The 13,184-nt window shown below is 68.9% G+C and carries 12 protein-coding genes; 9 read left to right on the top strand and 3 right to left on the bottom strand.

Annotation, left to right across the window (positions count from 1 at the left end; all coding sequences use genetic code 11):
• Together AB4Z48_RS36235 and AB4Z48_RS36230 are read right to left on the bottom strand one after the other, a co-directional pair.
• On the bottom strand, positions 1-1,423 hold a 1,423-nt coding region (locus tag AB4Z48_RS36235), incomplete at its 3' end, for an acetate--CoA ligase family protein (protein WP_441623033.1).
• A gap of 187 nt (positions 1,424-1,610) precedes the next feature.
• The gene (locus AB4Z48_RS36230) at positions 1,611-2,498 is read right to left on the bottom strand and encodes a LysR substrate-binding domain-containing protein (protein ID WP_441623031.1); all 888 of its coding nucleotides are present in this window, start codon (positions 2,496-2,498) and stop codon (positions 1,611-1,613) included.
• A gap of 302 nt (positions 2,499-2,800) precedes the next feature.
• Here AB4Z48_RS36230 and AB4Z48_RS36225 point away from each other — a divergent pair, with 302 nt between their 5' ends.
• From AB4Z48_RS36225 to AB4Z48_RS36185, 9 genes are all read left to right on the top strand, one after another.
• Positions 2,801-3,802, top strand: coding sequence for an ornithine cyclodeaminase family protein (locus tag AB4Z48_RS36225; protein WP_441623029.1), 1,002 nt, complete (start codon positions 2,801-2,803; stop codon positions 3,800-3,802).
• Positions 3,799-4,614 (top strand): phosphate/phosphite/phosphonate ABC transporter substrate-binding protein, encoded by an 816-nt coding sequence (locus AB4Z48_RS36220; protein WP_441623027.1) that lies wholly within the window; start codon positions 3,799-3,801, stop codon positions 4,612-4,614. Before AB4Z48_RS36225 ends, AB4Z48_RS36220 begins: the two co-directional genes overlap by 4 nt.
• Positions 4,611-4,802, top strand: coding sequence for a hypothetical protein (locus AB4Z48_RS36215; protein ID WP_441623025.1), 192 nt, complete (start codon positions 4,611-4,613; stop codon positions 4,800-4,802). The genes AB4Z48_RS36220 and AB4Z48_RS36215 overlap by 4 nt, the downstream gene beginning before the upstream one ends.
• Positions 4,799-5,755 (top strand): Bug family tripartite tricarboxylate transporter substrate binding protein, encoded by a 957-nt coding sequence (locus tag AB4Z48_RS36210; RefSeq protein ID WP_441623023.1) that lies wholly within the window; start codon positions 4,799-4,801, stop codon positions 5,753-5,755. Before AB4Z48_RS36215 ends, AB4Z48_RS36210 begins: the two co-directional genes overlap by 4 nt.
• A gap of 161 nt (positions 5,756-5,916) precedes the next feature.
• Positions 5,917-6,696: a GntR family transcriptional regulator gene (locus AB4Z48_RS36205; RefSeq protein WP_441623021.1), complete on the top strand. Its 780-nt coding sequence runs from the start codon at positions 5,917-5,919 to the stop codon at positions 6,694-6,696.
• Between the two features lie 696 nt (positions 6,697-7,392).
• A complete protein-coding gene (locus tag AB4Z48_RS36200; protein ID WP_441623019.1) occupies positions 7,393-8,562 on the top strand; it encodes an acyl-CoA dehydrogenase family protein in 1,170 nt (389 codons plus the stop codon).
• 12 nt (positions 8,563-8,574) lie between these two features.
• Positions 8,575-9,966, top strand: coding sequence for an MmgE/PrpD family protein (locus tag AB4Z48_RS36195; RefSeq protein WP_441623017.1), 1,392 nt, complete (start codon positions 8,575-8,577; stop codon positions 9,964-9,966).
• A gap of 15 nt (positions 9,967-9,981) precedes the next feature.
• Positions 9,982-10,314, top strand: a complete 333-nt coding sequence (locus AB4Z48_RS36190) for a CoA transferase (RefSeq protein WP_441623037.1) — start codon at positions 9,982-9,984, stop codon at positions 10,312-10,314.
• A gap of 80 nt (positions 10,315-10,394) precedes the next feature.
• Positions 10,395-11,363 (top strand): Bug family tripartite tricarboxylate transporter substrate binding protein, encoded by a 969-nt coding sequence (locus AB4Z48_RS36185; RefSeq protein ID WP_441623015.1) that lies wholly within the window; start codon positions 10,395-10,397, stop codon positions 11,361-11,363.
• A 36-nt stretch (positions 11,364-11,399) separates the two neighbouring features.
• On the opposite strand, the gene AB4Z48_RS36180 is transcribed toward AB4Z48_RS36185, so the two are convergent.
• Positions 11,400-12,944 (bottom strand): serine hydrolase, encoded by a 1,545-nt coding sequence (locus AB4Z48_RS36180; RefSeq protein ID WP_441623013.1) that lies wholly within the window; start codon positions 12,942-12,944, stop codon positions 11,400-11,402.
• Positions 12,945-13,184 lie beyond the last annotated feature (240 nt).

Genomic DNA, 13,184 nt, shown 5'->3' with positions numbered 1-13,184 from the left:
GCGCGCCCCAGTGCGCGGCGGGCCCGGCGCTGTCGAGCCAGCGCAGGTAGACGCCGAGCGCCCTGGCCGCGCGCGCGACGTCGGGAAACACGGCCACGCCCGCCGCGGCAAGTTGCGCGCGGCTGCCCGGTTCGCCGGTGGTGGCGACCACGATCAGGCGCGACGTCTTGGCGGCGACTTCGATCAGCTCGCCGGCGACGCGGTCGAGCAGGTAGGCGGTCGCGTACACGAAGATCACGTCCGCGCTTGCGTCCGCGGCAAGCGTGTCGAGCACGGCGAACGCAAGGCGGTCGCGGTTGAACAATTGCCCGGTCATATCGACCGGATTGGCGGTGGAGCCGATCTCCGGCACGCTGTCGACCAGCCTGCGCTGCGTCGCCGCCGAAAGCGTCGGCAGTTCCAGTCCCTGCGCGCTGAGCAGATCCGCCGACAGCGCGCCCATGGCGCCGGAGACCGAGGCGATGACGACACGCCGGCCGGCATCGCGCTGGCGGAAGCCCGCCAGGTAGGCAAGATCGGTGAGGTGGGTGGGATCGCTCGCCTGCATCGCGCCGAGCTGCGCGAACGCGGCGCGGTAGATGGCCTGGTTGCCGGCCAGCACGGCCGTGTGCGACTGCGTGGCGGCCGAGCCCTGTTCGCTCTCGCCGGCCTTGAGCAGGACCAGCGGCTTGCCGAGCGCGCGCAGGCGGGCGGCGGCGTCGAGGAAGCGCGGGCCGTCGCGCAGGCCCTCCACGTAGCCGACCACGGCTTGCGTCTGCGGGTCATCGGCCAGGTACGCCAGGTAGTCGGCGTAGTCCAGGCAGGCCTCGTTGCCGGTATTGATGAACTGGTGGAAGCGCACGTCCATTTGCCAGCCGGTGGCATAGACGATGGCGCAGACGTTGCCGCTTTGCGTCAGCAGGCTGACGGAGCCCGGCCCGGGCGGCGGCGGGCAGGTCCTGAAGGTGGTGGCGAAGGCAGTGACGGCGCGCGTGGTCAGATTGGCCAGGCCCATGCAGTTGGGGCCCGCTATCGCCATGCCGGTGGACCGGGCGAAGGCAGTCAGCGCCGCCTGGCGCTGCACGCCGGCCGCGCCGGCCTCGGCGAAGCCCGAGGCATAGAGGATGGCGGCGCGCACGCCGATGGCGTGGCAGCGCTCCAGGTTCGGCAGCACGTCGTCGGCGCCCAGTGCGAGTACCACGACGTCCGGCACGCGCGGCAGCGATTCGATATCCGGATAGCAGCGCAGGCCCGCGATCTCCTCATAGCGCGGGTTGACCGGAAAGACCTCGCCACCGTAGCCGAGCCGCAGCAGGTGATCGAGCGCCACGCCGCCGATGCGGCTTGCGTCGCGCGAGGCGCCCACGATGGCGATCGAGGACGGGGCGAGCAGTTTCGACAGATGCTCGCGGGATGGCGCGCGCGCCAGGGATGGGCCTTGCATGATTGTCTCCCCCTTTCTGTTGGCGAAAGGTGGGACGATTGCAACCCATCCATCCGGGGGGCGCAACTGCGATCGTGCAATGTGCGCACAATGTGCACAAGTCCGTGGCCATGCCGATGTCGGCCAGACAGGCCAGACAGGCCAGACAGGCCAGACAGGCCGGGCAGGCCGGGCAGGCCGCCGCGCCTTATGGCTTCATCGTCAGTGTCAGCGTCTGTACGAACTCCTGTGCCAGGCGCGACAGCGGTTCTGTCTGCACATGGAAGATCTGCACCGAGGCATTGACCTTGGTCTTGACCGGCACCGCCACGATATGCGACCAGGCCTGGCCGAACACGGTCATCGCATCCACCAGCGCAATGCCGGCGCCGGCCTGCGCCAGCGCGCGCGCGACATGCGCCTGCTCCACCTGCACGCGCATGTCGGGCTGCGCTTCCTCGCCGCCGAACATCTCCCGCACCAGCAGCCCGAACGGCACGTCGGCGCCATAGCCGATCAATGCTTCCCCGGCCAGTTCGGCGGGCCGTACCGACGCGCGCGTGCTGAGCCGGTGGCCGACCGGAATCAGCGCGACGATGGGGTTGCGCACCAGCAGCCGTGCTTCCAGGTTGGGGTGCACCAGCGGCATGTTGGACACCGCCAGCTCGGCCTGGCCGGAGAGCAGGGCGCGCAGCATGTTGCCGGGGATCTGGGTGCGCACCACGATGCGGATGTCGGGATACGCCTCGCGGAACGCCGCGATGGCGCGCGGCAGCACGGTCTGGCCCAGGTTGGGGCTGCACGAGATGCGCAGGCTGCCGGTGCGCTTGGCGGCGAGGTCCTCGGCGATCTCGTTGACGCGCTCGATGCCTTCGTAGACGGCGTTGACCTCGCCCAGCAGGCGCCGCGCCTCGGGCGTGGGATAGAGGCGGCCCTTGATGCGCTGGAACAGCGCCAGCCCGAGGCGCTGCTCGGTGTGCGACATGAGGCGGCTGATGGCCGGCTGCGACACGTAGAGCAGCCTGGAGGCGGCGCTGATCGAGCCCGTGAGCATGACGGCGCGGAAGACTTCGATCTGCCTGAGGTTGAGTTTCATCGCGGGGCGGTCCGTGGTCCGAATACCTATGACAATCTATGACAACTACCTATAACACCATGTTAAGCCTCGTGGACATATAAGCATACGACAGTCATGGCCGCGAAACCTACACTTGATCTCGAAGGCGCCCCGTGCAAGGCAATTGCCGGCCGCCGGATGCCGCGCACCACGTTGGTTCGGCCGCGATATGGCGGCGCACACGAATGGGGCTGCGCCGCACCGCGGGCCAGCGCAATCCGCCAGTACGCACCCGGCGCGTGCATTTTCCCTCAAGCCAGGACCAGGAGACAGGAGACGATATGAGCGACATTCATCTGACTTACATCAACGGCAAGGACATCGCCAGGCTGGCCATGACCGATGCGGAGATCCTTGATGCGGTCGAGCAGGGCCTGCTGGCGCAGGGCAACGGGCAGACGGTGATCGAGCCGCGCGTGCACCTGATCCCGGACCCGGCGTTCAACGGGCACTTCAACGTGCTGCGCGGCTATGTGGCGCCGCTGGGGCTGGCCGGCGTCAAGATCGTCGGCGACTACGTCGACAACTACAAGCTGGGCCTGCCGTCCGAGATGGCCATGCTCAACCTGTTCGACCCGAAAACGGGCATGCCGGTGGCCATGATCGACGCCACGTTCATCACCGACGCCCGTACCGGCGCGATCACCGCGCTGGGCGCGCGCCACCTGGCCCGCCGCGACAGCAAGGTGCTGGGCCATATCGGCGCGCGCGGCACCTCCTACTGGAACGTGCGCCTGCTCGACAGCATCTTCGACTTCGACGAGATCCGCGTGCATTCGCGTCGCCCCGAGAGCCGCAATGCATTCGCCGAGCGCCTGGCGCGCGACCTCGGCAAGAAGATCGTGGTCACCGAAGACTGGGAATCGTGCGTGCGCGGCGCCGACATCGTGGTGGAAGCCTCGCGCCTGGAGCGCCCCACGCCGATGCTCAAGACCGAATGGATCAAGCCCGGCGCGTTCGTGGTGCCCTACGGCACCATGAGCGCGGTCGAGCTGTCGCTGACGGACATCATGGACAAGCTGGTGGTGGACGACTGGAGCCAGTGCAAGGGCGGCATCCTCGGCTCGCTGCGCGCGCATGTGGAGGCGGGCAAGCTGTCGGAGGAAACCCTGCACGGCGAACTCGGCGAGATCGTGGCGGGCCGCAAGCCGGGCCGGCAGAGCGACGACGAGACCAATTTGTTCTGGCACCGCGGCCTGTCGCTCAGCGATATCGCGCTGGGCCATGCCATCATGAAGAAGGCCGAGCGCATGGGGCTTGGCCAAAGGCTGGTCTACGCATGATCGCCAACGCACGCATGTACTCGGTGGCCGCGCCGGTGGCGCAGGCATGGAGGACACTGTTCGCCCGCGTGGCGGAGCGTGCCGGGGTGGCGCTGCCCTACGTGGAGCATGCCGCGCCGGCACCGGTCAGCGCGTTGTGGGCGCGGCCCGATTGCGGCTGCGTGTTCATGTGCGGCTTCCCGTACGTGAGCGCCGCCGTGCGGCCGCGCCTGCTGGCCGCGCCGGTGCCGTCGCCGGCGCGCTACGGACAGCGCCCGGTCTACTTCACCGAGTTCATCGTGCGTGCCGATGCACCCGCAACCGTGCTGGCCGAGACCTTCGGCGGGCGGCTGGCGTGCATGCTGGCGGAGTCCAACTCCGGCTACAACGCGCCGCGCCACTTCCTGCTGCGGCAGGCCGCGCCCGGCACCGGCACGCTGTACCGTCCCGCCGGCACGCCCACGCCGACGCCCGGCGAGGTGATCGACGCCGTGATCGCCGGCCGCGCGGACGCCGGCGTGGTGGACAGCTATGTGCTGGACCTGCTGCGCCTGCATGCGCCCGAGCGCATGGCCTGCCTGAAGACGCTGGCGGTGACGCCGGCCTCGCCCATCCCGCCGCTGGTGGCGGCGGCCGGCACGGACGATGCCAGCGCCGCGCGCATCCGCATGGCGCTGCTCGACCTGCACCGCGACCACCGCAATGCGGCGCTGCTGGCATCCTTGTGCCTGGCGCGCTTCGCGCTCGTGGAGGAGGCGGACTACGCCGTGCTCGCCGGCTTCGCGCGCGAGGCGGACAACGCCGGCTTCGCGCTGGCCGGGGACGTCCGGTGACCGGCTCGCCCGAATCCCGCGGCGCGGATGCCGACATGTCCGCGTTGCCGCTGCATGGCCTCAAGGTGCTGGACTTCTCGCGCGTGCTGGCCGGCCCGCGGCGAGCGCAGCATCCGCGTGGCCTGATGCGTCTGCTCCGCACCGGCCGCGCGCAACCCGTTTCCAGACCAAGGGAGAATTTCCGATGAAGCGTTTCCTGATCACCCTGATGGCGGCCTGCCTGCCGCTGCTGGCCGGCGCGCAAGGCTATCCCGCCAAGCCCGTGCGCCTGGTCGTGCCGTTCCCCGCGGGCGGCCCCGCCGATGTGCTCGGCCGCGTCGTCGGCGAAGGGCTGTCGAAGGCCTGGGGCCAGAACGTGCTGGTCGACAACCGCGCCGGCGCGGCCGGCACGATCGGCGTCGACCAGGTCGCCAAGGCCCCGCCGGACGGCTATACGCTGGCGGTGGTGCCGGTGGGCAATATCGCGGTGAACCCGACGCTGATGCCGAACCTGCCCTACAAGCCCGCGGACCTGGTTCCAGTGACCATGCTCGCCACCGCCGAGAACGTCCTGGTGGTCGGCGCCAGCGTGCCGGCCAGGACCCTGCCGGAGCTGCTCAGGCTCGCCGTCCAGAAGCCCGGCGAGCTGACCTTCGCCTCGCCCGGGGCCGGCAGCCAGGCCCACCTCGCCGGCGAACTGCTGCAGCTCGACGCCAGCATCAAGCTGATCCATGTGCCCTACAAGGGCGTCAGCCCCGCCATCACCGATCTCGTCGGCGGCCAGGTCACCATGATGTTCGCCCAGTTGTCCTCCGCGCTGCCCTATATCAAGGCCGGCAAGCTGCGCGCGCTCGGCGTGGCCAGCGCGAAGCGCTCCGCCGTGCTGCCGGAGGTGCCCACCATCGCGGAACAGGGCTTCCCGAAGTTCGAGGCCGTCTCCTGGTATGCGCTGATGACGCCGGCCGGCACGCCCCGGGACGTGATCCAGCAGATCAGCCGCCAGGCCGACCTGGTGCTGGCCAATCCCGCGCTCAAGGAGAAGCTTGCCACCATCGGCATGGATGCCGCGGGCGGCACGCCGGTCGAGCTTGCCGCGACCATCCAGAAGGAGAGCGCGCGCTGGGCCGGGGTGATACACAAGCGGCAGATCACGATCGACTGAGTGGCGGCATGGCGGCAGCCGCGCGCGCGGGGCCGGCACGAGGCGCCTGCGCGGCACGCCCGGCTCGACGGCGCGGGGCGAGAGGCCGGCCAGGGCTTACAATGGCGTGGTCAGCGCCGCGCACCGCATGCGGCGCTCATCGATTCCCGCGCGATTCTCCTATGAACTCCGAGTCCAGCCATAGCGCTGCCGCTACACCTCCCGCGCCGGTCACGCGCTATGTCGACCTTGCGAATACCCTGGTCAAAGAGATCGTCGACGGGCGCTATGTCATCGGCAGCCTCCTGCCGACGGAGCACGAGCTTGCCGATCAGTATGGCGTCAGCAGGCACACGGTTCGCGCCTCGCTGCAACTGTTGCAGGATCGCGGCTACATCTCCCGCAAGAAGTCTGTCGGCACCAAGGTGGAGAGCGCCAACCCGACCGCGTCCTACACGCAGTCGTTCGACACCATCGAGGATCTGGTCCATGTCGCCGCGACCGAGGTCAGGTCGCTGCAGGCCATCAGGCCGGTCACGCTGGACCGCGCGGCGGCCAGGCGCCTGGCCGCGCCGATAGACAGCCACTGGATTTTGTTCGCGGGGACCCGGGTCGATGCCAGGAAGGGCAATACGCCGGTGTCCTGGGCGAATATCTATATCGACCAGGCTTTCGAGAAAATCACGAAGCTGGTCGAGGAAAACCCGCGCATCCTCATCAGTTCCCTTATCGAGCGGGAGTGCGGGCAGGCCATCAGCGAGATCCGCCAGATCGTCTCGGGCGTGCTGATCGACGCGCAACTGGCGAAGCAGCTGAATGCGGAGCCGGGTTCGGCGGGCCTGCGCATGATCCGGCACTACAAGGATGCCAAGGGCAAGATCCTCGAGATCACCGAGACCATCTATCCCGCCGACCGCGGCATCGTGTCGTTTCAGCTCAAGCGCGGCAAGGGCAGCGCCTAGGCGGCCCGCCGGGATGTGCGCAAGGCGGACTACCCGCCTCCCGCCTCCCGCCTCCCGCCTCCCGCCTCCCGCCTCCCGCCTCCCGCCTCCCGCTTCCCGCTTCCCGCCTCCCGCCTCCCGCCTCCTGCTTTCCGCTGCCGGCGCGACCGGCCTTGCCTTTCGCGCTGGTCCGGTCCGGGCCGGCCACATGGCACCGACGCGCTGGCCGCGATCCGTGCACCACGCCTGTCCACGCATGCGGGACGGCCAGCCGCGCCACGACAGCCCGCCAGCCGGGCGCGCCTTTCCTCCCCCGCGTTGATCGACGGTAGCTGCGCCTGCCAGCCGCCGGCGACCGCGCTGCTGCGCGGCCCGGCTTCCTTCCCACAGTAGTTCTCGAAGTCACTCCCGCTTTTCTCCTTGCCCGCCGTGTTTCCTGGCGGTGGCGGCATGCGCGGCCATGCCAGGCGGGTTCTTTGGTTCGCCATCATCATAGGTACGTACATAATTTCGGCTTATCGCCTGCGTGGCAGCTGCCGGATTGGCGCGGGAATCCACGAAAAACCGCGATTTTTGGCCGGATCTTTCTCTATCGCAACCACCGAGGCGAATGAAAAAGGCAATGACGGTCGCAAAACTCGGTGCTACTATGTACGTACACAAGCGGGCGAAATGCCAGATCGGAACCGAAGAAAAGCCAGGACCAAGGAGAGCAGGGTGCAGAAGCTGACCGACGAGCGGCGCATGATCAAGGAGGCGGCGCAACAGTTCACGATGGAGCGCGTGCTGCCCATCGCAAACAAGCTGGATCCGGAGAAGGGTCAGATCCCCCGGCACCTGATCGAGGAGATGGCGGAGCTGGGATACTTCGGCATCCTGATTCCCGAGGAGTACGGCGGGCTAGGCCTGGGCGCCTACGAGTATTGCCTGGTCGCCGAGCAACTGTCGCGCGGCTGGATGAGCGTTGGCAGCCTGATCGCGCGCGGCAACGGCCTGATCGGCGCGCTCAAGGGCCTGGCACCCGAGAAGAAGGCCGAGTATCTCCCGCGCATGGCGCGCGGCGAATTCCTCGGTGCATTCTCCTTGTCCGAGCCCAATGCCGGGTCGGACGTGAGCAATATCAGCTGCCGCGCCGTGCGCGTGGGCGACGAGTGGGAAATCACCGGCAGCAAATACTGGTGCACGTTCGCCGACGAGGCCGATTTCATCCTCGTCATTGCACGCACCGATCCGCAGGTCGATCCGCACGCGCGTCATCGCGGCCTGTCGGCCTTCATGGTCGAGAAGCCGCGCGGCGCGCTGCCCGAGGGCGTGAAGGGGAGCGTGATCCCCAAGATCGGTTACCACGGGTGGACCACCTGGGAACTGGCATTCGACCAGTGCCGCGTGCCGGCTTCGCAGATGGTCGGCGAAGAGGGGCGCGCCTTCTACCTTGCCACCGCCGGCCTGGAGACGGCCCGCGCCCACACCGCGGCGCGTTCGATCGGGCTGGCGCAGGGCAGCCTCGAGGACGCGCTGCGCTACGCGCAGGAGCGCGTGCAGTTCAACGAGCCGATCGGCAACTTCCAGGCAATCCGCTTCAAGCTGGCCGACATGGCGACGCAGATCGAGGCGTCGCGCAGCCTGCTGTACTCGGTCTGCGAAAAGATCGACGAGGGCGTGCGCTGCGATACCGAGGCGGCGATGGTCAAGCTGTTCGCCAGCGAGATGTCGGAGCAGGTGACCAGCGAAGGCTTGCAGATCCATGGTGGCGCCGGCTACACCACGCATTTCGCGGCCGAACGCTACTGGCGCGACGCCAGGCTGACCAAGATCTTCGAGGGGACTTCGGAAATCCAGAAACGCATCATTTCCGACGCGCTGCTCGGGAAGATCGCCAGGCAATGAAGCGGAGCAAGCATGAGTCAACCTGACAAGCGGGCCCGCGAGGGCAACGGGCCCGATGCCGCGGCGGGCATCACCGCGCTGGCAGCGCGCTTCGCCGTCGACGCTTCGCTCGCGTTCCCGGCCGAGGCGCTGAGCATCGCCAAGCTGTCGATCTTCGATTGGTTTGCGGTCGGGCTTGCCGGCGCGAACGAGCCGGTGAGCAAGGTCGTCCGCGCCATGGTGGCCAGCGACGGCGGCACGCCGGGCGCCAGCGTCATCGGCCTGAACCAGCGGGTGCCGGCGCGCGCGGCGGCGCTGGCCAATGGCGCGGCATCGCACGCGCTGGATTACGACGACACTCACTTCGCCTTCGTCGGGCATCCCACGGTAGCTGTGTTCCCGGCGGCCCTGGCTGTCGCGCAGCAGCAGCAGGCAAGCGGCAAGGCGCTGCTCGAGGCATTCCTGGCAGGCGTGGAGACGGTCTGCGGCGTTGGCGCCTATCTGGGCAGGAAGCACTACAACGCGGGCTTCCACCAGACGGCGACCTCGGGCACCTTTGGCGCGACGGCGGCGTGCGCCAGGCTGCTGGGGCTCGATGCGGGCCAGGCACGCCATGCGCTGGGCATCGCGTCGACGCGCGCGTCCGGCCTGAAATCGCAGTTCGGCTCGATGGGCAAGCCGTTCCACGCCGGCATGGCGGCATCCAACGGCATCGAAGCGGCGACGCTCGCGGCGCTGGGCTTCGTGTCCCGGCCCGACGGCATCGAGTGCGCCGGCGGATTTGCCGCGACGCACGCTGGCGAGGCGGACGAGCCGCACGCGGCGTTCGGCTGCCGGCCGCATGACTTCCGCTTTGCCGATGTCCAGTACAAGTACCACGCCTGCTGCCACGGCACCCATCCGGCAGTGGAAGCGCTGCTTGCGCTCAGGTCCCGGCACCGCCTGGTGCCGGAGGATCTCGCGCGCGTCACGCTCTTCATCCATCCGCAGTGGCTGCCGGTGTGCTGCATCGAGCGGCCGCGCACCGGTCTCGAAGTGAAATTCAGCCTGCCGCTGATCGCGGCGATGGTCCTTTCCGGCATCGACACGGCGGCACTGGAATCCTTCAGCGATGCCGCGTGCGAGGCGCCCGGCCTGGCCGAGGTCGCCGGGCGCGTGGTCCTGGAAGGCGATGCCAGGCTCGCCGACACATCGGCGCGCGTGGTCATCGAGACGCGCTCGGGCGCCACGTACGGCGAGGAGGTCGACCTGGCGAAACCGGTCGCGCTCAGCGTCAAGTCGGCCAAGCTGCGCGCGAAGGCGTCCGCGCTCCTCGGCAGCGAACGCGCCCAGCGGCTGTATGCGTTCGTCGACGGCCTCGAGTCCGTACCCGCGCACAGCCTGTCCTCGCTCGTGCATTCGCATATCGCGGCAACACCGTCGTAGCCGGCGGCGCCGGCTCTGCGTACCGTTCGCACCGTTCGCGCCAGGGGGCGGACCCGGGCTTGCGGCCCGGCAGTCCGGGGGCGCGTTCGCGTCGGTCCCGTCTACACGGCGCAGGACATCTTCAACGATCCGCACTACCGCGTGCGCGACATGCTGGTCGAGGTCGAGCAGCCCGGCTCCGGCAGGCCCGTGCGGATCGCGGGCGTGCCGGTCAAGCTCAGCGAGACACCGGGCGGCGTCAGGCGCAGGGCCCCGCTGCTCGGCGAGCAGACGGATGAGATCCTGCTCGGCGCCGGCTATACCGCCGAGCGGATAGCGGGCCTGAGGATGGAGGGCGTGGTCCGCTAGCGGCCCGTTTCGCCGGGCCGCGGCCGGCATTGGTATCCGCGCTGGAATTCACGCGAAGAATCTACAAAGAGGAGACAACCATGAAGATGCTCAAAGCCACGCTAGGGCTGCTGCTGTCGTGCGCGGCCGCGTTTGCGGCTCACGCAGCCGACTATCCGGCCAAGCCGGTTCGTGTCCTGGTGGGATTTCCCCCGGGCCAGACTACCGATGTCATCGCCCGCAAGCTGGCGCAGCGCCTGAGCACCGCGCTCGGCCAGTCGTTCTATGTCGAGAACAAGCCTGGTGCCGGCGCCGGGCTCGCGGCCGAGGCCGTGGCCCGCGCCGACCCGGACGGCTATACCATCCTTGCCACTTCCAGCGGCCCGCTGGCGGTGAATGGCTGGATCTACAAGAACCTGAAATACGATGCCACGCGCGACTTCGAGCCGATCGCATCGATCGGGCTGTTTCCGCTGGTGCTGGTGGCCAATCCGAAATCGCGGTTCAGTTCGGTCCGGGACCTCGTGGCCTACGCCCGGCAGAATCCGGGCAAGGTGAACTACGCGTCCGGCGGCAATGGGGTGACCAACCACCTGGTGATGGAGATGTTCAAGGACCGCGCCGGCGTCAACCTGACGCACGTGCCCTACAAGGGTGGCGTGGCCGGGATGACCGACGTCATGGGCGGGCAGGTCGATGTCATGTTCGAGGTGGTGTCGATCGCCGAGCCCCTGATCCGGCAGGGCAAGCTCAAGGCCATCGCGGTGGCCAGCGAACAGCGCGTGTCGACGCTGCCGGGCGTGCCGACCATCGGGGAATCGGGCTACCCGGGCTTCCGCGGCGATCCATGGATCGGCGTGGTCGCGCCGCGCAACGTGCCCCAGCCTGTCCTTGCCAGGCTCTCTGCGGAGATCGGGAAGATCGTCAGGAGCGCGGACTGGCAGAAGGAAGTGGCCGGCCTCGGCGCGCAGACGGTGGTGATGGAACCCCGGGAGTTCGGTGTCTTCATCCAGTCCGAGATTGCCCGCTGGGGGGGTGCCGCAAAGCGGGCCAATGTGACGGTGGACTGAACGACGGCGGAACGGCGCGGCGCACGCCAGCCGCGCTTACCGCACGAACGTGCCCAGGCCTTCCTTGTCGTAGTACTCCAGCGTGACGCGGTCGCTGGAGAAGCTCGCCTTCGATATGGTTCCCGGCGTGGCGTTCTCGTTCCGCAGCGTGAACGTGAAGACGTCGCCGTCCCAGTGCGCCAGCGGCAGCACCATCGGCACCGGGCCGATGGCGAGCGACATCGCGCCTGCCTGCTCGCTGACCACCAGCGGGCCATAGTAGTCATTGCGGTAGGTGCCGGTGTAGACCGAAGGCGCGCGCGCCGGCAATGGCGCGGCCGGCGGCGCCACGCCCACCAGCGAGCCCTCCGGCGCGATGACGGGCGCCAGCCCCCGCGCGAATATCGTGAACCAGTCGAGCTGGATGGCGCCGGACTCCACCAGGTCCAGGAACTGGGCGTTCAATGCCTCGGGCAAGCCGATCGGATAGCCATTGGTGAGCGTGATGATCCCCAGGCCAAGCGAGGGCACCGCCGTGAAGCTGGTTGCCGCACCCAGCGCGAAGCCGCCGGAATGACTGAAGCTCGGTCGGCCCGCGAAGGTGGTCCCGGCATTGAAGCCGTAGCCGTAGAAGCTGGCCGGTCGTCCGTTGCCTGGCGGCATCGACTGTATCTGCGGCGAGATCGCGGCGACCAGCGGGGCCGCCGCCACGATACGGTTGCCGCCGTACAGGCCCTGGCCCAGCACCATGGCCAGCCATTTCGCCATGTCGTTGACCGACGAGCTGACGCCGCCGGCCGGCGACTGGGCATCGGGCTGTGAGCCTGTGCCCTGCACCCAGCTGCCGCCGACCTTGACATGGCCGAGCGCGCGGTTGGGGCGCGCGGCGAAGTCGGCATGGCGCGAACTGGTGCTGCTCATGCCCAGCGGCTGGTAGATCGCTTGCCCGGACAGCGTGGCCCAGTCCATGCCAGCGGCGGCCGCTACCGATTCCGCCGCGGCGGTCAGGCCAAAGTTCGTATATTCGTACGTCGCCCGGAAGCCCTGCAGCGGCAGGAAGCGCAGCCGCTGCAGCACCTGCCGCTGGTCATAGCCCATGTCTTCCAGACGGTCGCCGGCATGATCGGGCAGGCCGGAGCGGTGCGCATAGAGATCGGCGATGGTGAGCTGGGCGGTGACCGCCGCGTCGGACAGCGCGAACCACGGCAGGTGCGCCTGCACCAGCGTCTCCCACGCAATCCCGCCCAGGCCGACCTGTCGCGCCACCACCGTGGCGCCGACCGGCTTGGACACGGAGGCGAGCTGGAACACCGTGTCGGCGTCCACCGCGTCCGGTGCGCTGACCACCCGCCTGCCGAAGCCTTTGGCGTAGACCGTCTGGCCGCCCCATACCACCGCCACGGCCATGCCCGGCAGGCCCGATGTGTTCATCAGGCTGGCGGCCAGCTGGTCGAGCTGGCCGATCGCGGCGGAAACCTGAGCGTCGGATACCGGGGCGGGCCCGGCGCCTTGCGCGCCGGCATCGTCGCCCCCGCCGCAGGCCGCGAGCGTACTGGCCAGCGCGGCACCCAGGAAACGCCGGCGTTCGTGCAATCCGCTCACGATGGTTCTCCTTGTCGGCGGCACCGCGGCGCGCGGGAGCCTGCACCGAGAATAGTCCATGCGCGCGCCGCACACTAAGCCGGTTCGCGCGGCCGCCGTTGCCGGCGCCTGCCCGCGCGGGGCGCCGCTGCCTCAAGTTTTGCCTTTCGCCTGCCGTTATTGTCGCCATCGTCCGCAGAAAGGATTTTCGAAAAGATCCCCTTCTGGCAGGCGGCAGGAAAAAGAGCGGACCGGCGCCCG

This window comes from Cupriavidus sp. 2TAF22 (genome assembly GCF_052115045.1).
Taxonomy (GTDB): domain Bacteria; phylum Pseudomonadota; class Gammaproteobacteria; order Burkholderiales; family Burkholderiaceae; genus Cupriavidus.
The sequence above is the reverse complement of the archived record's forward strand: the minus strand, read 5'-3'. Positions and strand labels throughout refer to the sequence as shown.

What these genes read in the sequence shown, in the direction of transcription:
- AB4Z48_RS36230 (WP_441623031.1), bottom strand. Translation starts at nt 2,498, where the DNA reads ATGAAACTCAACCTCAGGCAGATCGAAGTCTTCCGCGCCGTCATGCTC.
- AB4Z48_RS36225 (WP_441623029.1), top strand. Translation starts at nt 2,801, where the DNA reads ATGAGCGACATTCATCTGACTTACATCAACGGCAAGGACATCGCCAGG.
- AB4Z48_RS36220 (WP_441623027.1), top strand. Translation starts at nt 3,799, where the DNA reads ATGATCGCCAACGCACGCATGTACTCGGTGGCCGCGCCGGTGGCGCAG.
- AB4Z48_RS36210 (WP_441623023.1), top strand. Translation starts at nt 4,799, where the DNA reads ATGAAGCGTTTCCTGATCACCCTGATGGCGGCCTGCCTGCCGCTGCTG.
- AB4Z48_RS36205 (WP_441623021.1), top strand. Translation starts at nt 5,917, where the DNA reads ATGAACTCCGAGTCCAGCCATAGCGCTGCCGCTACACCTCCCGCGCCG.
- AB4Z48_RS36195 (WP_441623017.1), top strand. Translation starts at nt 8,575, where the DNA reads ATGAGTCAACCTGACAAGCGGGCCCGCGAGGGCAACGGGCCCGATGCC.
- AB4Z48_RS36185 (WP_441623015.1), top strand. Translation starts at nt 10,395, where the DNA reads ATGAAGATGCTCAAAGCCACGCTAGGGCTGCTGCTGTCGTGCGCGGCC.